A 21,267-nucleotide genomic window follows, 5' to 3' on the forward strand; every position below is an offset into this window, starting at 1 on the left:
TCTGATGCTGTCAGGTGGAGGAGCGCCGATGAAGAAGACGAAGATCGTGGCCGTGATGGGCCTCGTTGGCCTTTTGGCCGCGTGTGACAATGCCAAGGACTGGATGGGCTTCGTTTATCCCGACCAGAACAACACGGCGCAGATGACGAGCCTCGGCAATTTCGCGAGTTTCGCACAGTGCAAGGCCGCTGCCATTTCCGCCCTGCGCGCCATGCCGGAACAAGCCTTGAGCGGTTTCGAGTGCGGCTTCAAATGCCGCGCGGCAGAAACCGGTGGCGCGAATATCTGCGAGCAAAGGCGACGCTAGCCTTCGGCCCGAGGCCACGTGTCCTGCCGCTACGCATTTTGGCAAGGCGGCAAACGACATGCGAGCCTTGCCTAAGCGCTCCGCCAGCCTAGTTCCCCGCGCTCACACACTCTGCGCATGGATCGGGGAAGGGTCTCATGAGCGAAGAAGCGCGGCATTTGCGAGCCCGTCTCGCCGTCCACGACCTGTTGTCGGACGTGATCCTCGTGGACTGGCTGTCCGGTCTGTCCGCCGATCTGGTCGACGAGTTCCTTGAAGACTACACGGCGCAGCTGCCTCTGGAGGAGCGGGAGGCCGAACTGCGTCGTCTGGCACGGGTCCGCGAAAAGGCCGAAGTTATGCGGCGCGAACGTCTCATGATGCGGGTCGGGCTGCTGGACGGAACCCGCCACTAGCGCACGGAAAATCGAAGGCTATTTGCCGGCGGCCTTGCGTGGCTTCGGCTTGGGAGACTTCTTCGGCTCCGCGATCGGGGCTTCCGCGTCGCGGGCCAGTCGCGCGGCTTTCAGGCGGGCGGTCTTGGCATCCGACGCCTTGCGCTCGGCATGCATGATGTCGTTTGCCGCCTGCGTCGTCTTCTCGGCCTTGTCGAGGCTCTTGCGCTCGGAAAGGTTGAGCTGGCCGGCCGTGCCGGAATGGTTTTTCATGATGCCGAGCCTAAAGACAGGTGGATTTCCACGCCACAACAAAATTTATCTTGTGGACAGCCTTGTTGGAAACGCATTCACGGTGCATATTCCGCGCATCGATCTTGCAAGCGACTTTGTCTACCCGGGCCCTCTGGGCTCATTCTGGCGATCTCTTCTCCAAAATCGATCTTACCGCGGCGTCGTGCCAACCGTGCGTGATGCTCAATGACTTGTTGACCGATTGAAAGGAATCGTCATGCCTACAGGAACCGTGAAGTGGTTCAACGCAACCAAGGGCTTCGGCTTCATCCAGCCCGATGATGGCGGCCAGGACGCCTTCGTGCATATCTCCGCCGTCGAGCGCGCCGGCCTGCAGAGCATCAACGAGGGCCAGAAGCTCTCGTATGATCTCGTCCAGGACAAGCGTTCGGGCAAGATGTCGGCAGGCAACCTGCAGGCGCTCTAAGCGCCGCATGGCCTGCTCAAGCCCTGCTTGGTGAGCCCCAAGCACTGGTGACCACGGATGTACCGGCACCAGTGCGGCTCGCAGGCGGGGCGGCAGCTCAGGAGCGTCCGCCCAAGCGGACGCTTTTTTCGTTTTGATGTTCCTTTGTTTCTAGGGAGTTTCCATGCAAGTTCTCGTCCGCGACAACAATGTCGATCAGGCGCTCCGCGTCCTCAAGAAGAAGCTGCAGCGTGAAGGCGTTCTGCGCGAGCTGAAGCAGCGCCGCCATTTCGAGAAGCCGTCCGAGCGTCGCGTTCGTGAGAAGGCCGATGCGATCCGCCGCACCCGCAAGGCAGCCCGCAAGCAGGCGCAGCGCGAAGGCCTTCTGCCGGCCCCGAAGAAAAAGGAATTCGTGCGCCGTCCGGCTGCCGGTGGTGCTGCTCAGGGCTGAGCCCTCTCGCCGGATTTCACGAAGACGATACTGAAGCAGCGCCGGTCCCCTTTGTTGCGGATCGGCGGTGGTGCAAGCTTCGCATCTCTCCCCTCACATTCCCTTGTTCCGTTAGGATCGGCGGATCATGATGGGTCTCAATCCGTTCAAGAAGCGGAACGAGCATTGCGCCAGGGAACTGTTCTTGGCGTCTTGAGGGCAGCCCGCATGAACCGCCGCGCTTTTCTCTTGTCTTCCGCGTTGTTGGGCCTGTCGGGGCCCGCTCCAGCGATGGCAGCCGAGCCGCCTTTGATCCTCGAAGATTATGCGGTGGCACGTGCTGCGTTTCAAACGAAGCTCGTACGGCAAGGGCCTGCGCCCGACAAAGGCGATCCGCTCACCCCGCCTCCGGGTGCGCGCTCCATTGGGTATGGATCGGGAAACAGGCCGTTATCGGCCTGGCTGTCCGACGATGCGCCCAAGCCCGGCGAAAAGCGTCCGGCGGTACTCTTTCTGCATGGCGGCAACGCGCTCTGGCACGGCCACTGGGACCTGACACGGCCTTATCGCGAGGCCGGCTATGTCGCGATGATGCCGGCCCTTCGCGCCGAAAACGGCCAGCCCGGCTATTTTTCAGGTTTTTACGACGAAACCGATGATGTGCTGGCGGCCGCCGATGCGCTCAAGGCGCTGCCCGGCATCGACCCGACGCGCATCTTCCTGGCCGGTCACAGCATCGGCGGAACGCTGACGCTGCTGGGCGCCATGGCATCCCCCTTGTTTCGGGCGGCAGCCGCCTTCTCGCCGAACCCCGACGCGCGCGCCTTCTTCAAACGCTATCCCGAGGATATCAGGTTCGACGCCGAGAACGCGCGTGAGTTCGACATGCGCTCGGTGGTGTGCTTCGCGCAAAGCTTCAAATGCCCGGTGCTGATGCTGCATGGCTCCAAGGAGACCCGGTCCGAGGAGCGGATCAGCGTCACCGCCCGGCGCGCGCGGGCCAAGGGCCTCGCCGTGACGCATGGCATCGTGATCGGCGATCACAGCTCTGCCATTCCGGGCGAGAGCGCCCAGGCGTTGCGCTTCTTCGCCAACACCTGACGGGGTTTACCGGCGGTAGAGATCCTCGCGCGTCGGCGGCAGGCCGGATGCGCCGCGATGCCGGACGGAGGCAACCGTCTGGTAAAGGCAGACCGTGTTGCGCTCGAACGCGATCGAGCATGCTGCCAGATAGGCGATCCAGAGCCGCGTCTTGGCGGCACCGACCAGCGCAACCGCTTCATCGTAGTGGGCGAGCAGCCGGTCGTGCCAATGCCGGCAGGTGCGCTGGTAGTGCTCGCGCAGGTCTTCGACATCGTGGACCTCGAAGCCGTGCCGCTCCAGCGACTGGATCGTGCCGCCGATATTGTCGAGCTCGCCGCCGGGAAAGATGTATTTGGTGAGAAGCCGGAATTCCGGGTTCTGCCGCCCGAGCAGCTTCTTGCGGCGCTTGGCGGGCCGGGTGATGGCCTGATGGAAGTAGAGCCCGTCCTTCTTCAGGACGCGCCGGACGGTGGTGTAATAGGCCTCGTACTGGTCGGAGCCCAGATGCTCCTGCATGCCGACCGAGGAAACTTTGTCGTATTTGCCCGTGACATGGCGATAGTCGCGAATCTCGATCGTCACGCGATCCTCGAGCCCGAGGCGCTTCACCTTTTCCTGCGCGTAGGCGACCTGTTCCTCCGACAGGCTCACACCATGGGCGTGGACGCCGTAATGCTGCGCGGCATGAATGCAGAGCGCGCCCCAGCCGCAGCCGATATCGAGCAGGCGGTCGCCGGGCTTCAGGCGCAGCTTGCGGCAGATATGGTCGAGCTTGGCCAACTGCATCTCATCGATCGATGCATCCCAATGCTGCGCGTAACCGCAGGTATAGACCATGCGCTCATCCAGAAAGAGCGCGTAGAATTCGTTCGACACGTCGTAGTGGTAGGCGACGTTCTCTTTGTTGCGCTTGGCATTCCCCCCTTCCTTTTCGCCGGCGATCTCTTCCAGCGGCCATGGGCCGCCGCGCGGCTGGAACAGGAATTTGAGCCCTGTGCCCAAGGCCAGCCTTCGGTCGAGGCTTCGGCGGAACTCGGCTGTTCGCACCTTCGGGCGGCGCGCGACGAGATCGAAGATCGAACCGTTGAGGATGTCGATCCGTCCCGCCACCCAGAGATTGGCGAGCGTCTCGACATTGGGCGCGCGCAGCATGGCGGATACGACGTTTTCGTCGGCAATCGCGATCGTCGGGGCATCGGCGGGCCAATCGGCCGGCAACAAACTGTTGTCCCAGAGCCGAAAGCCGAGATCGAGTGCGAGCCTTTCGCGCGCATGGCTTAAAAGCCGGCTGAACGACAGCAGCCGTTTCTTTGCCTTCGCATCCATGCCGAACCCTCTTCCCGCTGTCATACGGTCCTATCAGGTTGCCGGCATGGGGTCATTACCTATGGGCAGGTCGGCAGTTGCATCGTTTCTCGAGAAGGTTTCGGCGCATGAGCAGATATCGGATCATCCGGATTCTGCCCCTCCGCGCAACAATCTTCTCCGTTTCGTCGCCCGGATGCGATGAGATGCTTCAAGCAAAGGCCGAAATTTAAACGGGCGTTGCTTCGATAGGCAGTCGGTTCGTGGAAGCATGACCGCCATCATGAGTGCGGATCGGCCCGGCATGGGCAGCAGCCGATCGGCCAAGGCTGGAGGATAAGCATGACCCTCGAAAATCTCGCTCCCGAAACGCTCGCTCTTCATGGCGGCGCCTGGCGCTCGGACCCGGCGACGGGTGCCGTCGCGGTGCCGATCTACCAGACCACCTCCTATCAGTTCCAGGATACGGGCCATGCCGACCGGCTTTTCGCGCTGGACGAGGTGGGCCACATCTATACGCGCGTGTCGAACCCCACGCAGGAAGCTCTCGAAACGCGCTTCGCGGCTCTCGAAGGCGGCGCTGCGGCGCTCGCATTGTCCTCGGGGCAGGCGGCTTCGGCCTATTCCGTTCTGAACCTCGCGGGCGCAGGCGACAATATCGTCTCCTCGACCGACATCTATGGCGGCACATGGGCGCTGTTTGCCGCCACGCTCAAGCATTTCGGCGTGGAAGTCCGCTTCGTCGATCCGTCGGACCCGGAGAATTTCCGCCGCGCCACCGATGCGCGCACCCGCGCCTATTATGCGGAATCGCTGCCCAATCCGAAGCTGGAGGTGTTTCCCATCAGGCAAGTCGCCGAGATCGGCCGCTCGCTGGGCGTGCCGCTGATCGTGGACAACACGGCCGCCCCCCTGATCCTGCGCCCGCTCGAGCATGGCGCGGCGGTCGTGATCTACTCGGCCACCAAATATCTCGGCGGCCACGGCACTTCGATCGGCGGGCTGATCGTGGATGGCGGCAACTTCCCATGGGAAGAGCACAAGGAGCGTTTCCCCACGCTCAACACGCCCGATTCGAGCTATCACGGCAAGGTCTGGGTCGAAGCGGCCAAGCCGCTCGGACCCATCGCCTATGTCCTGCGCATCCGCACCGTTCTGTTGCGCGACATCGGCGCGGGCATCAGCCCGTTCAACGCGTTCCAGTTCATTCAGGGCATCGAGACGCTGCCTTTGCGCATCCGCCAGCACAGCGAGAACGCAGTCAAGGTGGCGGATTATCTGAACGGTCATCCAGCGGTTGCAAAGGTGATCTTTCCCAAGCACCAGGAGGGCGAGGCCAAGCGCCGGGCGGACGAGTATTTCCGCGACGGCTCGTTCGGTGCGCTGGTCGGTTTCGAGTTGAAGGAGGGACGCGAAGCGGGGCGGCGTTTCATCGAATCGCTCAAGCTCCTCTACCATGTGGCCAATATCGGCGATGCGCGTTCGCTCGCGATCCATCCGGCAACCACGACGCACTCGCAGTTGTCGCCCGAAGACCAGCTCAAGGCGGGCGTGACGCCGGGCTATGTGAGGCTCTCCGTCGGTATCGAACACCCGGACGACATCATCCGCGACCTCGACCAGGCACTGGCGGCGGCCGCGCAGCCGGCGCTGAAGGCGGCTTGAACGGATGATGGCCTCGATAGCACCGGAGACCTGTCCATGACCCGTCTCGTTCCCGTTCTCGATCTCGCCCGCCTCGATCAAGGCCCGTCCGAAAGGCGCACATTCCTGGCGGACCTGCGCGCGGCCGCGCGCGATGTGGGCTTTTTCTATCTCGCCGGCCACGGCATCAGCCAGAGCGAGGAAAATGGCGTGCTCAGCGCCGCACGCCGCTTCTTCTCGCTGCCCGATGCCGACAAGCTTGCGATTTCCATGGTGAATTCCTCGCAGTTCCGTGGCTATACGCGAACGGGCGGCGAGTTGACCGGCGGCAAGCCCGACTGGCGCGAGCAGCTCGACATCGGCGTCGAGCGCGAGCCGTTGTCGCGTGACACAAGCGCACCCGCCTGGACGCGGTTGCAAGGGCCCAACCAGTGGCCGAAAGCCTTGCCCGAGCTGCGCGACGAACTGCTTGCTTGGCAGCAGAAGGTGACGGGCGTCGCCATCCGCCTGCTCGAAGCCTTCGCGCTGTCGCTCGATCAGCCGAAGGATGCGTTCGAGACGATCTACAGCGACAGGCCCAACCACCGCATGAAGATCGTGCGCTATCCCGGCGGCAAAGCGGGCGAACAGGGCGTGGGCGCACACAAGGACGGCGGCTTCCTGACACTGCTTCTGCAGGACGAAAACAAGGGGCTGCAGGTCGAGTATGACGGGGCCTGGGTCGATGTCGATCCGATCCCCGGCACGCTGGTGGTCAATATCGGCGAGCTTCTGGAGCTCGCCTCCAACGGCTATCTGCGCGCGACGGTGCACCGGGTCACCACCCCGCCGAAAGGAGCGGAGCGGCTGTCCGTCCCGTTCTTCTTCGGTGCCCGGCTGGATGCGACCATCCCCTTGATCACCTTGCCGGAAGAGCTCGCCGTTCAGGCACTGGGGCCGGCCAGCGATCCGGGCAATCCGCTGTTTCGCGATGTCGGCACCAATGTGCTCAAGAGCCGGTTGCGCTCGCACCCCGATGTCGCCCAGCGCCACTATGCCGATCTGCTCGGTCAAGGCTTCCTCAAGGCAGGGTGAAGCCTGCCCACGCTTCAGCGCGGAACGGTTTTCCCGAAGGCCGTCCGCATTTGGAACGACATCTTTTGCCGAAAGTCCCCTTGCGGATCATAGGCGGCATATCGGCAAAGTTCTCCTCCCGTTTTCTTTGCCGGTGTTCCCTCTCGAGGTTTTGCCTCTGAACACATTGCCGGACTGTCCCTTGGATGGCCCGGCTTTTTCTTGCGCAGACTTGGTCGGTTCAGGGGGTGCTCGTTTCTTGCAGGAAAACAGTCGAAACAAACTGCCATTCTCTGTCCGAACTTCGGTATTTGTCTTCCGGTATGTCCTGCGAATTAGTTTGCGGTTTCTCCTCGCGGCCGCTGCGCGCGGCTAGCCTTGGAAACGATCCGGTGGGGGGCTTTCGCCATGGAGGCTTGACCTGATCGAACCGACAAGAACCCAAGGAGCATTTCCATGACAGTTCACTCAAGGCCGGGCTCGCGCTGGAAAGGCGCGCTGGCGGCCTCGCTGGTTCTGGCCAGCAGCGTCGTCTCAGGTCTCGCGCATGCCGGACCGACGCTCGACAAGATCAAGGAGCGCGGCACGATCAAGGTGGGTGTCGGCACCACCCCCGGCTTCTTCGCGCCAGACAGCGGCGGCAAGTGGAAAGGCTTCTTCGTCGATTACGGCCGCGCTCTGTCGATCGCCGTGTTCAACGATCCCGACAAGGCGGAATTCACCAACTCCTCGCCCCAGCAGCGCCTGCCCGCGCTCCAGTCGGGCGAGTTCGATATTCTCCTGTCCGGCGTGACGGTGACGATCACACGCGCCTTCCAGCTCGGCTTCCATTTCGGGCCCACCGTCTTCTATGACGGCCAGGGCATTCTGGTGCGCAAGGATCTCAACGTCGAAAAGGCGGCCGACCTCGATGGCGCGACCATCGGCGTGCAGTCGGGCACGACCGGCGAATTGAACATCGCCGACTTCTTCCGCAAGACCGGCAAGCAGTTCACCCCCGTCACCATCGAGGATACCGGTGAGTTCATCAACGCGCTCGAAAGCGGCCGCGTGGACGCGATCACGCAGGACTCGTCCGATCTCGTCGGCAAGCGTACCCAGCTCAAGAAGCCGGACGACTACGTGGTCCTGCCCGAGCGTCTGTCCAAGGAGCCGCTCGCGCCCGCCATCGCAGGCGGCGACGACCGCTGGCTCGAAATCGTCAACTGGACGGTCAATGCCACGATCCAGGCCGAGGAATGGGGCATCACCAGCCAGAACGTGGACGAGTTCCTGAAGTCGGAAGACCCGGCCATCCAGCGTTTCCTGGGCGTCGATCCGGCACTCGCCCAGGCCATCGGGCTCGATCCGAAATGGGCCTACAACATCATCAAGACGGTCGGAAACTACGGCGAGATCTTCGACCGCAACCTGAAGCCGCTCGGCTGGGATCGCGGCTACAACCGCCTCTGGACGGATGGCGGCCTGCTTTACTCGCCGCCCTTCCGTTGATCGGAACGCCATGAGCCGAGAAACTGCCGTGCCGGGCTTGGAAAAGCCCGGCATTCTCGCCCGCGCCCGGCAATGGGTCGGACCCCAACCGCTCGCGCAAGGCCTGGCCTGCGCGGGCTTTCTGCTGTTGCTGGTCTGGCTCGGGCAAAACACGGCGCAGACCATGGCGCGCATCGGCGTGACACCCGGTTTCGATTTTTTATCGCGCGCCGCGAATTTCGCGATCGGCGAGGGTGTGATCCCGTTTTCGCCGGGCGATCCTTACTTCCGCGCGATCCTCGTCGGTCTCCTCAACACGCTGAAAGTGGCCGTGCTGGGCTGCGTGTTCGCGACCCTTCTGGGCGTTCTGTTCGGCGTGGCTGGCCTGTCCGGCAACCCGCTTCTGAGGGGCATCGTGCGCCTTTACATCGAGGTGGTGCGCAACACGCCGCTTTTGCTCCAGCTCTTCTTCTGGATCGCGGTCGCCAAGGCGTTTCCTGCGCCGCGACAGGCGATCGGTATCTTCGACGTGATCCTCCTGTCCAATCGCGGAGTGTTCGTGCCGAGCGCCGATCCGGCAGCACTTCCTCTTTCCGCCTGGCTGCTTGGGCTCGTGCTCGTCGGCGCCTGGGTTGCGCTGATGCTCGTCGTGCGCGCCAGGCGCTGGCCGCTGAGCGTTTCCATTTTCGCGACGCTCGCCCTTCTCGGTGCCCTTGCGCTTCTGCCTCTGCTCGGCGGTGCGGGTGCCTTCAGCATGCCTGAACTCAAGGGCTTCAACATTCGCGGCGGTGCTGCACTCACACCCGAATTCGCCGCCCTTCTCGTCGGCCTGTCGGTGAAATTCTCGGCGGCCATCGCGGAAATCGTGCGGGCGGGCATCCAGTCGGTCAATCGCGGCCAGTGGGAAGCAGCCCGTGCGCTGGGACTGGGGCCGGGCCGGATCATGCGGCTCGTGGTCCTTCCCCAGGCGCTGCGGGTGATCACGCCGCTCACCACGTCGAGCTATCTCGACCTCATCAAGGATTCGAGCCTAGCGGTGGCCATCGGCTATCCCGACCTCGTGTCGGTGATCAACACCACGGCCAACACCACCGGCCAGTCCTTCGAGGCGCTGGCGATCCTTGTGGGCATCTATGTGGTTCTCAATCTCTTCGCTTCGCTTCTGATGAACATCTACAATGCCCGCGTGGCGCTGCGCGGCGGCGTTGCGCGATGAGTGCCGATATCGACGCAGGCCTCGTCCGCCCGCCGCTTCGGCGCTTCAGTCCTGCTCGAGTGTTTTACCGCCTGTTCGGCACGCCGCTCAATGCGGCGATCAGCCTGGGCGTGCTCCTCGCACTCGCCTTTGTCGTGCCGCCGCTGCTGCGCTGGGCGCTGTGGGACGCGACATTTTCCGGCACGGCCCAGGATTGCGCGGCGCGCTCCGGAGCCTGCTGGGCGTTCATCGGCAACAAGCTGCGCTTTATCCTGTTCGCCTTCTACCCGCCCGAACTGCAATGGCGCCCGGCACTCGTGGTGGGGCTGATCCTCGGCCTGATCGGCTTCTCGCTCTGGCCCCGCTTGTGGAGTGCCAGGCTCTTGGTGGTCTGGCCGCTGGTGCTCGGCCTGTGCTGGCTGCTCCTGTCGGGGATCGTCGTGTCGCCGCGCGTTTCTTCCAACCAGTGGGGCGGGTTGCCGGTGACGCTCTTCGTCTGGTCCACCTGCTTTGCGGCCTCCTTTCCCCTGGCGCTCGGCTTCGCGCTTCTGCGCCGTTCGCGGCTCGGGCTTTTGCGGATCTTCGCGGTGGCCTTCATCGAGGGCATGCGCGCGACGCCGATGGTGGCGATCCTTTATGTGGCGATGCTGATCGTGCCGATGGCGCTGCCGGGCGGCGCCTTTCTCGACAAGACCGTGCGCGCGATGATCATGATCACGCTGTTCTGGTCGTCCTACCTGGCCGAAGTGTTGCGCGCAGGGCTCCAGACCATTCCACGCGGGCAGGAAGAGGCGGCCTCGGCACTGGGCTTGGGCTATTGGCGCACCATGCAGATGATCGTGTTGCCTCAGGCCTTGCGTGTGGTGATCCCCGGCATCGTCAACCTCGCCATCGGCTTTCTGCTCGCCACCTCGCTTCTGGCCGTGATCGGCATCTTCGACATCCTGAACGCCGCGCGTGCCGCTGCCATCGATCCGCAATGGCTGGGCTTCTATGACGAAGCCTATCTCCTGGTCGGTGTGATCTTCCTGCTCCTCTGCACGGCGGGCTCGCGCTACAGCCGGTGGCTCGAACGGCGGCTCGCCGTGGCCAGCCATTAGGCTTAGGGCTCAAGCCCGCTCTTCCCAGAGCCCGGCGAGTTCGACGATGGTCTCGACCGCCTTTTCCATGTTCTGGATGCTGACGAATTCCAGCGGCGAGTGGAAGGCGTGGCCGCCGGCGAAGATATTGGCGGTGGGCAGCCCCATGAAGGACAGGCGCGAGCCGTCCGTGCCGCCGCGAATGGCGCCGAGCTTGGGGGTGAGGCCTGCGCGGCGCACGGCTTCCACCGCATACTCGACGATCTCCGGGTTGCGGTCGAGCATCACCTTCATGTTGCGGTACTGTTCCCTGACGCTGAAGGTGTGGGTCGAGCCGGGATAATTCTCCATCACGCCCTTGACGATACCTTCCAGCAGCGCTTCCTTCTCCTTCAAGCCGTCTTCGGTGAAGTCGCGGACGATGAGGCTCAGGCTCGCGCCTTCCATCGCGCCTGCCACGTCGGTCGGATGGATGAAGCCGTCGCGGTCCTTGGTGGTCTCGGGCGTCAGCTCCTTTGGCAGGCGCGCGATGATGTCGCCCACGATGCGGATCGCGTTCTCCATCTTGCCGAAGGCGAAGCCCGGATGGATCGCGACCCCCGTGATGGCGATCTCCACCGCATCCGCCGAAAAGCTCTCATCCTCGATCTCGCCGGCGGTGGAACCGTCCATGGTGTAACCGAACCTGGCGCCGAGCTTTTCAAAATCGACCTTGTCCACGCCCCGGCCGATCTCCTCGTCCGGCGTGAACAGGATGCGGATCGTGCCGTGCTTGATGTGCGGGTTCCGCAGAAGGAACTCGGCGGCTGCCACGATCTCGGCGACGCCCGCCTTGTCGTCGGCACCGAGCAAGGTTGTGCCGTCGGTGGTGATGATGTCGTGCCCGACGAGGCTGCGCAAGACAGGGTGGTCGGCTTCGCGGATCACACGGCCCGAACTGCCCGGCAGCACGATGTCGCCGCCGCTATAGGCTTTCAGCATCTGCGGCTTGACGTTCGTTCCGGAAAAGTCGGGCGCGGTGTCCATATGGGCGCAAAAGCAGATCACCGGCACATCCGGTTTCGCGCTGTTCGAAGGCACCGTGGCATAGACATAGCCGTGCTCGTCGAGGTGAGCATCCGTGATGCCGACCGCGAGCAGTTCCTCGACCAGAAGGCGCGCCAGATCGAGCTGCTTTTTCGTGGAAGGCTGGGATGGGGAAGACGCGTCCGATTGCGTGTCGATCACGACATAACGCAGGAAACGGTCGGCAACGCTGGTCGGCATGAAGGCAATCCGGGAATGGACAGATGGTGTTCCGCGGTTCTAGCGCAGCCGGCGCGCGAGGTCGAATGGCGTTGCGGGCGTCCCGCCTGATTGACTTTGCAACCACCCAAAGGTCATCTCCCGAAAAGCCCCGCTTTCGGAAAGGCCCGAGCCCCTGCTGAGCACGATCAGGCGCAGTCTCCAGATCTCCTATTCGCCGCCCGCGCCCGCTCGGATCACGCCCGAAACCTTTGCCGAACCCGTCTGCCGCAATTGCGGGGCGGAACTCCTGTCGCCTTTTTGCGCCCGATGCGGGCAGAAGCGGGCCGAGCGTTTCCGTTTGCGCGATCTCGGGACCGAGGCCTGGGACAAGCTGCGCTGGTTCGAGAACAGTCTGGTCAAGGCAGGCCTGCGGGTGGTCTTGCAGCCCGGTTCGGTCGCGCGCGACTATGTCTTGGGCGCACGCGCCTCGCATGTGCACCCGCTCAAGCTCCTGCTCGCGGCCATCGTCCTCCTGCTTTTGGTGATCGCGCAGACCGGCTATCTCACGACCACCAGCGCCACGCTGTCCCGCGCGCTGGAACTGGTGCAGAGCTATTCGAAATGGTCGTTCTCGCTCGGGCTCGTCGCGGTACTCGTGGCGTCCCATCTCGTGTTCTGGCGGGTGCGCGGCTTCAATTTCGTCGAGCATCTGGTGCTCGCCACCTATACGCATTTCGTGATCCTGGTGGCAAGCATCCTCAGCCTGTCGCCGCTTCTGTTCCACGCAACGCCGGAACTGATCAAAGAGCATCGCTTCTGGTCGAGCCAGATCATGCCCTGGGTGGAGGGGGGAATCGTCTTCCTTGCTTTCACCCAATTCTTCGGCATTCCTTGGCGGCAACAGTGGTGGCGGCCGCTTCTGGGAGCCGTTGCGTTCTTTTTCGTCAAGAAAGGCCTGCTCTTTCTTTATGCCTGGGCCGTGATCAAGCTGGTCATGGCGCAGCTTCAGTGAAAGGTCCCGACTGCCGGGGCCGATTGGGGGACTGACCGCGCATGCAGCATCGATCCGGGACCTCGGCTCGCCATTCCATTCACGTCCTTTCGTTGACTGCCTTGTCGGGCTTCGCCGCGCTCGTCCTTCCCACAGCCGCCGATGCCGCTGCCCTCGATGACGCAGCTTCTGGTGACTTGGCGATCTGCGAGAAAGTCGCCGCGGCCGGCACGCTTTTCGCGTCCAATCCCAATCCGATCCTGTCCGCGAAACCGCTACGCCTAGCCCAGGCCGAAGCCGCTCAAACGGAGGTGCCGCCGGCCGAGAGCGAGGAGGATCTGGTCAACGAGCTGAGCGACATGCTCCAGGCCTGCTCCTATGACGGCAAGGCGATGCAGGTGAGCAAAACGGCGCTGTCCGGCCCTGAGAACAAACAGGGCGAGGAAGCGGTTCGCGCGATCATGCGCTTCACCGGCCTGCCGCAGAATTTCACGGTCGTCGAAGCCAATGTGCCGAACGCGGCGGCGATGATCGTGCTCGGCCCCGACAAGCTGCCGCACCGCGTGATCGCCTATAATGCCCGCTTCATCGACGAAGTGCGCCAAGCCACCGCGCGCAATGACTGGGCGCCGGTCTCGATCATGGCGCATGAGATCGGCCACCATTTGTCGGGTCACACGCTGATGCCCGGCGGCAGCCAGCCGCCGGTCGAACTCGAAGCCGACAAGTTCAGCGGTTTCGTGCTGTTCAAGATGGGCGCGACCCTTGCCGACGCGCAAGAAGCCATCGAAACGCTGGTGCCTGAAGCGGACGGGCCGACCCATCCGGGCCGTTCCAAGCGTCTCGCCGCCGTGCAATCGGGCTGGAGCGAGTCCTGTGACCAGCAGCCGAACGGCTGTGCCGAGGGCGAAGCGGTCGCAGCGAGTGCGCCGCCCGTTGCCGCCGCGCCGCAGAGCCCGGCCCCGGCCTCGCCGGCTCAGCCGCCTGCCACACAGGCGCAAGCCCCGCAGCAGACCGCCGCGATCGAGCTCAAAATTCCGGGGCCCGCCGATATCCGCATGCCCGGCACGCATCCGGCCTCCAAGGGCGATGCGGTGGTCCCGCCCGACGCGCTCGACCGCGTGCCCAGGCTCGACGCCTCGGCGACACCCTCCAAGTTCGACCGCTTCGTTTATGACGAAATCGGCGTGTTCCACCCTCAGATCAAGCAGGAACTCAGCCAGCGCGCCTATGCCTTTGCGGCACTCCACGATCTTGAGATCGTAACGGTCGTGACCAAGGATCTGCAGGGTCGCGAGCCCGACCGCTATGCGCTCGACCTTATGCGCCAGCTGCGCGTCGGCAAGCTCGAGGTCGGCAATGGCGCCGTGCTGGTGGTGGCACCGAACGAGAAACGCGTCGGCGTCGCGATGGGGCCGGGACTGGCCGTTCTTTACCAGAACAACGATCTCGTACGGCGTTCGCTTCAGCGCTTTCTCGATACGGTGGAAGGCGGCGGGCGGGCGCAGATCGCGAGCGACCTGATCGTGGAAGCCTCGTCCACGATCATGCGCAACACGGTCGATTGGGAATGGACGGTCCGCTATCCGAGCCTGGAGAGCATGATGACGGCCGCAAAGGATTATCAGGCGCGCCGGCTCGCAGGCGAGGCTTACGACCCCGCCAGGAACCCGACCTATCGCAAGCTCGTGCGGCTGCGCGCCACCGTGGTCAGCAAGACGCCGCCGAAGGACGATCGAAACGTCGAAATCAACGCGGCCAAGGAAAAGAACACCGGCCCCGCCATGCATGTGCGCGACGCGCAAGGCCGCGATGCCGTGCTTTATGTGAGCGCCAGCGTTCCCGCCTTGATGCCGAGCCCCCTGGAAGAGGGCCGTGAATATGCCTTCGTGGTGCGCGATACCGGCCTTGTCGCAGCCGCGAGCCCGCAATTCGATCTGGTCAGCTACGATCTCCTCAGGTGACGTGGCGGCGCGCCCGCTCGCCCGCCTGCCTGAATGCCGCGCGTTTCGCCCGGAACAACCTATGTTCGGCGGCGCCAAGATGGCCTACAAGCCGCAAACCATGGCGTGCCGCGTGAGCGGCATGCCTGTTACCCGTTCGGGGCCGAAAGGGATGCCATGCGCCCGTCCGGTACCGTCCAGCCATGTCAGGATGCCGCGCCAGCTTGGACATCATCTTCTCCGATTGTTCCGTCCGGTATGGCGAGCGCACGGCGCTTGAACCGCTCTCGCTGCGGATCGAGGGCGCGCGCCTCGGCGTGATCGGGCTCAACGGCTCGGGCAAGACCACATTCGCGCGGCTCATCAACGGGCTTTCCCTGCCGAGCACGGGCCGGGTGACGGTGAACGGCATCGAAACGAGCGCCGAGCCCGAGCGTGCGCGCACCGAAGCGGGCTTCGTCTTCCAGAACCCCCAGAACCAGCTGATCATGCCGGTGGTCGAGGAGGATATCATGTTCGGCCTGCGCGCACGCGGGCTGAAGGCATGCGCGGCAGAGGAACGGGCGGCGGAAGCGCTCGCCCGCTTCGGCATCGAAGCTCTGGCCAGGCGGCGCGTGCACGAGCTGTCGGGCGGCGAACTGCAATTGGCGGCCATGGCAAGCGTCTGGGCGCTTCGGCCCCGCATCCTCGTTCTCGACGAGCCGACCAACCAGCTCGATCTGCGCAACCGCCGCCGCGTGATCGACGCCATCGACGCCATGCCCGAGGATGCGGTGGTGGTGACGCATGACCTTTCATTCGCCGCGCATATGCCGAGGCTCCTGCTCTTCCACGGGGGCCGTCTTTTGGCCGACGGCGCGCCGGATGAGACCATTGCGCGCTATCATGAGATCGCCGGATGCTGACGAGCCTCTATGTCGAGGGCAGGGGGCCGCTGCACCGCGTCACGGCCGGCACCAAGCTGGCCGGACTGGCGATTGCGGGCGTCGTGCTCTTCTTCGTCACCCAGCTCTGGCTGCTGGCAGTTTTCCTGTTCCTTGCCGCGCTGGCCTATCTCACGGCAGGCCTTTCCATCCGCGAAGCCCTGCGCCGGATCGCGCCCACGCTCTGGTCGCTGCTCTTTCTCCTGGCGGTCAACCTGTTCCTGCTTCCCATGCAGGATGCGGCAGTGCTCGGACTGCGCATTCTGGCGCTGGTCTTCGCCGCCGCCGCCGTGACCGCCACCACGCCGCTCGCCGAGATGATGGCAGTCGTGGATCGCGTGGCACGGCCGCTCGAAAAGCTGAACCTGCTGCGGCCCGGTGATGCCGGGCTCACCTTCGGCCTCTGCCTGCGTTTCGTGCCCGACATTCTTTCGCGCTACGAGGCGCTGCGCGAGGCGCACAGGGCGCGGGGGCTGAAGGTTCGCGTCTTGACGCTGCTCGGGCCGCTGATAATCCTCACGCTCAAACAGGCCGACGAGGTCGCGTCGGCCATCGACGCGCGCGGCCTGCGCGGTGCTTCCAAACCGTTTCCGTCCAGCGAAAGGCATTCGTCTTGACCACCCGTGATCTGGCACTTTCAGCTCTCTTCGCTGCCATCATCATCGTGCTCGGCCTCGTGCCGCCCGTTACGCTCGGCTTCATTCCGGTGCCCATCACCATGCAGTCCATGGGCGTGATGCTCGCCGGCACGATCATCGGCGCCAAGCGCGGTGCGCTGGCCTATATCATCTTCGTGGCGCTCGTGGCGGTCGGCCTGCCGGTGCTGTCGGGCGGACGCGGCGGACTTGCCGTGCTGATGGGGCCGACGGGCGGCTACATCTTCGGCTGGATCGTGGCGGCCTTCGTGTCAGGCTTCCTCGCCGAGCGTCTGGTGCGTGAGGGTGCGAGCGAGTGGCGCCAGCTCGGCGGCTTCTTTCTGTCTTCCGTGCTCGGCGGCATCGTCGTGCTCTATGCCATCGGCATGCCCTGGGTGACGCTCGCGGCCGGCACCCCTTTCTCGGCCGTGGCATGGGGATCGCTTGCTTTCATTCCAGGCGACCTTCTCAAGGCCGCCGTGGCGGCGATTGCCGCGCGCAGCGTGCTGGCGGGCTATCCGCTTCTGCCGCAGCGCGCCTGAGCCGCGCCGTTTCTCCTCGCATCCGCAGGTTTCCGTGCCACCATCCGATCGTGCGCGTTCCATCGTCGTCATCAGCGATTTCCGCGATGGCTGGCCGCCCCAGTCTTTGGGCCTGACCGCTGCGGACGCCCGCGATGACTGGCTGACGGGCCGGCGCGGACCCGCGCCGCACGATCCGGAAGACTTGACAGAAGCGCGCGGCGCGCTCGAAGTGCGCGGCGGCTATCTCGAACGCCTGCCGCTCGCTGCCGTCAAGCACGGGCTCGTCGCCCGCGCCGAGATCTGGCATTTCTGGCGGCCCGACACGCCGCCCTCCTTCTACCGCGAGAGCCCCGTTCTCGCGCGGCGCGCCTTTCATCTGGACGGCGAGGACGCGCCGTTCCGCTCGGCCGACATGCTCGGCTTCATCCATGCCTTCGGCGCGCCAGATATCCTGTGCGTCTGGGGCCTCGGCGTGGACGAGGCAATCCTCGAAGCCTGTTCCGAAAGCTTCAAGATCTACAACTCCATCGATGCCCCCGCCTTGCGCATGCCGGACCACGCCGCGCGCCATTTCGACCTCGTGCTGACGGGGGCCGAATGGCAGAGCCGGGAAGTCGAGGCGCGCCTGCCGGGCATGCGAACGGCGATCATGCCCATCGGCCCGGAATTCGCCGACCCGCTGACCTTCCATCTCTTGCCGACCGTGGAAAAGGAATGGGACGTCATCTATGTCGCGGCGGCCCAACCCTATAAGCGGCACGACATCCTGTTCGACGCGCTCGAAAAGCGGCCGGGGACGAGTGCGCTCTGCGTGTTCGGCTATGGCGAGATGGACGTCGCCCTGCGTGAGGAGGCCACCCGGCGCGGTCTCGATGTCACCTTCGTCGGCCCGCCCGGTGTGCCGTTCGGGGAAGTCAACGCACTGATGAACCGTGCCCGGGTCGGGCTCGTCTGCGGCGTGGACGATGGCGCGCCCGCAATCCTCACCGAATATATGCTGGCCGGCCTGCCGGTTCTCGCCAATGGTGCGCTCTCCTGCGGGCTGCAATTCATCACGCCAGAAACGGGCCTCGCCGTTTCTGCCGAGCGCTTTCATGAAGGCATCGACGCGCTGCTCGCCCGCGCGCCCGCCATGGACCCGCGCGGCGCGGTGCTGAAGCGCTGGACGTGGGATCACACCATTGCCCGTCTGGCCGCGCTGATGGGCGAGACGAGGAGCGCCGGACACGCCGGCCGCTCCCCTGCCGTGACCGAGGCCTGAGCCGGCGAACGAGGATCGGCATGCGATCCTCGTTGCAAACGGAACCAGACTGGGTTTTAGCCGCTTAAAGCCATTGCGCGAGCTTGACGCGCGGGGATGGCGGGAAAACGCGGAAATGGGCTCGAAGGCGTGGGCGCTGGTGACATCCAGCTTCTGGGGCTTCCTGGAGGACGAGGCGCTCAGTCGCGCCGCTGCGATGGCGTTCTTCGCCGTCACCTCGCTGGCACCCATCATCCTGATCGTCATCGCTATCGCCGGACTGGTTTTCGGTCATGATGCGGCGCGCGACGCGCTGGCAAGCCAGCTGACAGGGCTGATGGGCGAGGGAAGCGCGCAGGTGCTTCAGGATATCGTCAAAAGCGCGTCCAACGAGGAAAGCGGCACCTTCGCCGCCGTGATCGGCTTGGTCACGCTGCTGATCACGGCATCCGGCGTGTTCGGCGAGATGCAGAATTCGCTCAACGTCATCTGGAAAGCCCAGCCCAAGGGGACATCGGTCTCACGGCTCGTCAAGGCGCGCGCGACGAGCCTCGGGCTCGTGGGCACGCTCGGCTTCCTGTTGATCGTGTCGCTTGCGGTCAGTGCCGCGCTTTCGGCACTGGGCGGCCGGCTGACGGCCTCGCTGCCCTTCGGCGAAACGGTGATGACCGCCGTCAACGAGCTCGTTTCCTTCGCCATGATCACGGTGCTCTTCGCGGCGATCTACAAGGTGCTGCCCGATCGCCGTCTCGAATGGCGCGACGTGCGCGTGGGGGCGGCCGTCACGGCCCTTCTCTTCATGGTCGGCAAGTCCCTGATCGGCTTCTATATCGGCAGCAGCGCGGTGGGCTCGTCCTATGGCGCGGCCGGCGCGCTGATCGTGGTGCTGCTCTGGGTCTATTATTCCTCGCTGATCTTCCTGTTCGGCGCGGAGTTCACACGCGCCTATTCCGTGTCGCATGGCAGCCGGGGCGATCTGGCGGAAAAGCTCACGCCGGCCGCGGTTGCCGCGCAGGATCAGCGCCCGGCACCGGTTGCAAAACCTTCTTCCCGCTCGCCCTTTGCCTCGGCTGCGATGCTCGCACTCTACGGCCTGACGCTGCTTCGCCAGACGCGCCGACGCACCTGACCTTCTTCTTCCCAGGCGCGCCACCCGCGCAATCACGGAGCCACAATGGCCGAGACGGAAAAGCCGCCTGCGCAAGTCGAGGCCGCCGGCGCGCCCAGCATCGATTCGATCCTCGCGCTTATGGTCGGGGTCGTTTCGATCGCAGCCCTTTATTTCGGGCGCGATGTGCTGGTGCCGATCACGGTGGCTATCCTGCTCTCCTTCGTGCTCAGCCCGCTCGTCAACTTCTTCCGGCGTGCGCGGCTGGGGCGCGTCTTTTCCGTGCTGCTCGCCGTACTTCTGGCCCTGATGGTGCTGCTTCTGCTTGGCGCGCTGATCGGCACGCAGCTCGCGCAACTCGCGACCCGGCTTCCCGAATATATCGCGACCGTCCAAGCCAAGATCGGCGCGGTGCAGGGTTACGCCGCCGACCACTTTTCCTCGATCGCGCGACGCCTGGGCATGGAGTCGATCCTGCCGCCCGAAACCCCGACAGGCCCCGCCGGCAGCACAGCGCCCGCCGCGCCGAATGTGCAGGCCGAGCAGGGCCTCTCACCTCTTTCCATCCTCACCACCTATGTGTCGCCCGTCCTGTCGCCGATCGCCACGGCCTCCATCGTCTTCGTCGTCACCATCTTCGCGCTGCTTCAGAAAGAAGACCTGCGCGACCGTATGATCCGGCTCTTCGGGTCCAGTGACCTTCACCGCACCACGGTCGCCATGGACGACGCGGCGGGGCGCCTCAGCCGCTATTTCCTGACCCTTCTCACGATCAATGTCGGCTTCGGCGTGGTGATCGGTGCCGGCCTGTTTCTGATCGGCGTCCCCAATCCGATCCTCTGGACCATCCTCGCCGCCACGCTCCGCTTCGTGCCCTATGTCGGCCCGATCATCGCGGCAGGCCTGCCCGTGGCGCTCGCGGCGGCCGTCGATCCGGGCTGGAGCATGGTGGTCTGGACGGTGCTCCTGTTCGTGGTCACCGAACTGATCTTCAACCAGGTAGTCGAGCCCCTCGCTTATGGGTCGGGCACCGGCCTTTCCACCTTCTCGGTGATCGTCGCGGCCATCTTCTGGGGCTGGCTCTGGGGGCCGGTCGGCCTGATCCTGTCCATGCCGCTCACGCTCTGCCTCGTGGTGCTCGGGCGGCATGTGGAGCGGCTCGAATTCCTCGACGTGCTCCTGGGCGACCGCCCGGCCCTCTCGCCGCCCGAAAGCTTCTACCAGCGCATGCTCGCAGGCGATGCCGACGAGGCTCAGGACCATGCCGAAATCCTGCTCGAGCGCCGCTCGCTGTCGTCTTATTATGACGAGGTGGGTCTGAAGGGCCTGCAGTTGGCGGCCAACGATCTCGAGCGCGGCGTGCTTCGCCCCGGTCAGCTCGAACGCATCAAGGCCACGGTCCACACGCTGGTGGGCGAACTCGACCAGTTCGAGGACGAGCAGCCCGAAACAAACGAGGCCAAGGAAAAGGGCGTCGCGCCGCCGCAGGACGAGCAGGCGCTTCCCGTTTTCCCGCCGCCGGCTTTCGTGGCGCGTTCCAGCCTGCCAGCAAACTGGTCCGGCGAGCGGACGGTGATGTGCCTGGCCGGGCGCGGAGAACTGGACGAGGCGGCGTCGGCCATGCTGGCGCAACTCCTGCGCAAGCACGGCCTCGGCGCGCAGGTCGTGGCCCACGAGGCGGCGTCGCGCCAGGGCATCGCCTCGCTGCCCACAGAAGGCGTTGCGATGATCGCGGTGTCCTATCTCGACATCAGCGGCACGCCCTCGCATCTGCGCTATCTGCTCAGGCGACTGAAAGGGAAGTTCCCGGGCGCCAAGATCCTGGTCGGCCTCTGGCCCTCGACCGACAGCGCCCTGACCGACCGTTCGGTGCAGACGGCAATCGGCGCGGATTTCTATTCGGCCTCCATGCGCGACGCGGTGGAAGCCTGTGTTCAGGAGGCGGTGAGGCAGGGTGCCAAGCTTGCGAGCGAGGCCGAAGCGCAGGCATCGGAAACGCCGCCGGCCATGCCGGTCGCACAGCCAGCCGCCTGATC

Annotated in this window: 21 protein-coding genes; 18 read left to right on the forward strand and 3 right to left on the reverse strand. The window is 64.7% G+C overall.

What is annotated here, in order from left to right; all coding sequences use genetic code 11:
• The first annotated feature begins 28 nt into the window (after window positions 1–28).
• Window positions 29–307, forward strand: a complete 279-nt coding sequence (locus NGM99_RS18980) for a hypothetical protein (RefSeq protein WP_252821866.1) — start codon at window positions 29–31, stop codon at window positions 305–307.
• 137 nt (window positions 308–444) lie between these two features.
• Complete coding sequence (locus tag NGM99_RS18985; RefSeq protein ID WP_252821868.1) at window positions 445–702, forward strand: hypothetical protein; 258 nt, start codon at window positions 445–447, stop codon at window positions 700–702.
• Window positions 703–720: 18 nt separating this feature from the next.
• On the opposite strand, the gene NGM99_RS18990 is transcribed toward NGM99_RS18985, so the two are convergent.
• Window positions 721–954, reverse strand: a complete 234-nt coding sequence (locus NGM99_RS18990; protein WP_252821870.1) for a hypothetical protein — start codon at window positions 952–954, stop codon at window positions 721–723.
• A 238-nt stretch (window positions 955–1,192) separates the two neighbouring features.
• Between NGM99_RS18990 and NGM99_RS18995 the strand changes: the two genes are divergently transcribed.
• The 3 genes from NGM99_RS18995 to NGM99_RS19005 all read left to right on the forward strand — a co-directional run bounded on the left by NGM99_RS18995 (window position 1,193) and on the right by NGM99_RS19005 (window position 2,912).
• Window positions 1,193–1,402, forward strand: coding sequence for a cold-shock protein (locus NGM99_RS18995; protein ID WP_252821871.1), 210 nt, complete (start codon window positions 1,193–1,195; stop codon window positions 1,400–1,402).
• A gap of 163 nt (window positions 1,403–1,565) precedes the next feature.
• The gene (rpsU, locus tag NGM99_RS19000; RefSeq protein WP_252821873.1) at window positions 1,566–1,832 is read left to right on the forward strand and encodes a 30S ribosomal protein S21; all 267 of its coding nucleotides are present in this window, start codon (window positions 1,566–1,568) and stop codon (window positions 1,830–1,832) included.
• 207 nt (window positions 1,833–2,039) lie between these two features.
• Window positions 2,040–2,912 carry an alpha/beta hydrolase family protein gene (locus tag NGM99_RS19005; protein WP_252821875.1) on the forward strand — a complete coding sequence of 291 codons (873 nt, stop codon included), beginning with the start codon at window positions 2,040–2,042 and terminating at the stop codon, window positions 2,910–2,912.
• Between the two features lie 6 nt (window positions 2,913–2,918).
• Here the strand turns inward: NGM99_RS19005 and NGM99_RS19010 are convergent, their stop codons facing one another.
• A complete protein-coding gene (locus tag NGM99_RS19010; protein ID WP_252821877.1) occupies window positions 2,919–4,220 on the reverse strand; it encodes an SAM-dependent methyltransferase in 1,302 nt (433 codons plus the stop codon).
• Between the two features lie 321 nt (window positions 4,221–4,541).
• Here NGM99_RS19010 and NGM99_RS19015 point away from each other — a divergent pair, with 321 nt between their 5' ends.
• From NGM99_RS19015 to NGM99_RS19035, 5 genes are all read left to right on the forward strand, one after another.
• Entirely contained in the window at window positions 4,542–5,864 is a 1,323-nt protein-coding gene (locus NGM99_RS19015) for an O-acetylhomoserine aminocarboxypropyltransferase/cysteine synthase family protein (protein WP_252821879.1), read from the forward strand.
• Window positions 5,865–5,900: 36 nt separating this feature from the next.
• Window positions 5,901–6,917 (forward strand): isopenicillin N synthase family dioxygenase, encoded by a 1,017-nt coding sequence (locus NGM99_RS19020; protein WP_252821881.1) that lies wholly within the window; start codon window positions 5,901–5,903, stop codon window positions 6,915–6,917.
• Window positions 6,918–7,352: 435 nt separating this feature from the next.
• On the forward strand, window positions 7,353–8,387 hold the full coding sequence (locus NGM99_RS19025; protein ID WP_252821882.1) for an amino acid ABC transporter substrate-binding protein: 1,035 nt from the start codon (window positions 7,353–7,355) through the stop codon (window positions 8,385–8,387).
• A 10-nt stretch (window positions 8,388–8,397) separates the two neighbouring features.
• Complete coding sequence (locus NGM99_RS19030) at window positions 8,398–9,582, forward strand: amino acid ABC transporter permease (RefSeq protein WP_252821883.1); 1,185 nt, start codon at window positions 8,398–8,400, stop codon at window positions 9,580–9,582.
• Complete coding sequence (locus tag NGM99_RS19035; RefSeq protein WP_252821885.1) at window positions 9,579–10,661, forward strand: amino acid ABC transporter permease; 1,083 nt, start codon at window positions 9,579–9,581, stop codon at window positions 10,659–10,661. Before NGM99_RS19030 ends, NGM99_RS19035 begins: the two co-directional genes overlap by 4 nt.
• Before the next feature lie 9 nt (window positions 10,662–10,670).
• Here NGM99_RS19035 and pepT read toward each other — a convergent pair whose 3' ends face one another.
• Complete coding sequence (pepT, locus tag NGM99_RS19040) at window positions 10,671–11,906, reverse strand: peptidase T (RefSeq protein WP_252821887.1); 1,236 nt, start codon at window positions 11,904–11,906, stop codon at window positions 10,671–10,673.
• A gap of 319 nt (window positions 11,907–12,225) precedes the next feature.
• Here pepT and NGM99_RS19045 point away from each other — a divergent pair, with 319 nt between their 5' ends.
• The 8 genes from NGM99_RS19045 (at window position 12,226) to NGM99_RS19080 (ending at window position 21,265) form a co-directional block, all read left to right on the forward strand.
• Entirely contained in the window at window positions 12,226–12,879 is a 654-nt protein-coding gene (locus tag NGM99_RS19045) for a DUF3667 domain-containing protein (RefSeq protein WP_252821889.1), read from the forward strand.
• A 41-nt stretch (window positions 12,880–12,920) separates the two neighbouring features.
• Entirely contained in the window at window positions 12,921–14,822 is a 1,902-nt protein-coding gene (locus NGM99_RS19050; protein ID WP_252821891.1) for a TPM domain-containing protein, read from the forward strand.
• A 203-nt stretch (window positions 14,823–15,025) separates the two neighbouring features.
• On the forward strand, window positions 15,026–15,706 hold the full coding sequence (locus NGM99_RS19055) for an energy-coupling factor ABC transporter ATP-binding protein (protein ID WP_252821893.1): 681 nt from the start codon (window positions 15,026–15,028) through the stop codon (window positions 15,704–15,706).
• Window positions 15,700–16,341 carry an energy-coupling factor transporter transmembrane component T family protein gene (locus NGM99_RS19060; protein WP_252821895.1) on the forward strand — a complete coding sequence of 214 codons (642 nt, stop codon included), beginning with the start codon at window positions 15,700–15,702 and terminating at the stop codon, window positions 16,339–16,341. Before NGM99_RS19055 ends, NGM99_RS19060 begins: the two co-directional genes overlap by 7 nt.
• On the forward strand, window positions 16,338–16,901 hold the full coding sequence (locus NGM99_RS19065; protein WP_252821897.1) for a biotin transporter BioY: 564 nt from the start codon (window positions 16,338–16,340) through the stop codon (window positions 16,899–16,901). Before NGM99_RS19060 ends, NGM99_RS19065 begins: the two co-directional genes overlap by 4 nt.
• Window positions 16,902–16,935: 34 nt before the next feature.
• Window positions 16,936–18,144: a glycosyltransferase gene (locus NGM99_RS19070; protein WP_252821899.1), complete on the forward strand. Its 1,209-nt coding sequence runs from the start codon at window positions 16,936–16,938 to the stop codon at window positions 18,142–18,144.
• Between the two features lie 115 nt (window positions 18,145–18,259).
• Entirely contained in the window at window positions 18,260–19,252 is a 993-nt protein-coding gene (locus NGM99_RS19075) for a YihY/virulence factor BrkB family protein (protein WP_252821901.1), read from the forward strand.
• Between the two features lie 45 nt (window positions 19,253–19,297).
• Entirely contained in the window at window positions 19,298–21,265 is a 1,968-nt protein-coding gene (locus NGM99_RS19080) for an AI-2E family transporter (RefSeq protein WP_252821903.1), read from the forward strand.
• Window positions 21,266–21,267: the final 2 nt, after the last annotated feature.

It is taken from the genome of Mesorhizobium liriopis (assembly GCF_024053505.1).
GTDB classification, from domain to species: Bacteria; Pseudomonadota; Alphaproteobacteria; order Rhizobiales; family Rhizobiaceae; genus Mesorhizobium_B; species Mesorhizobium_B liriopis.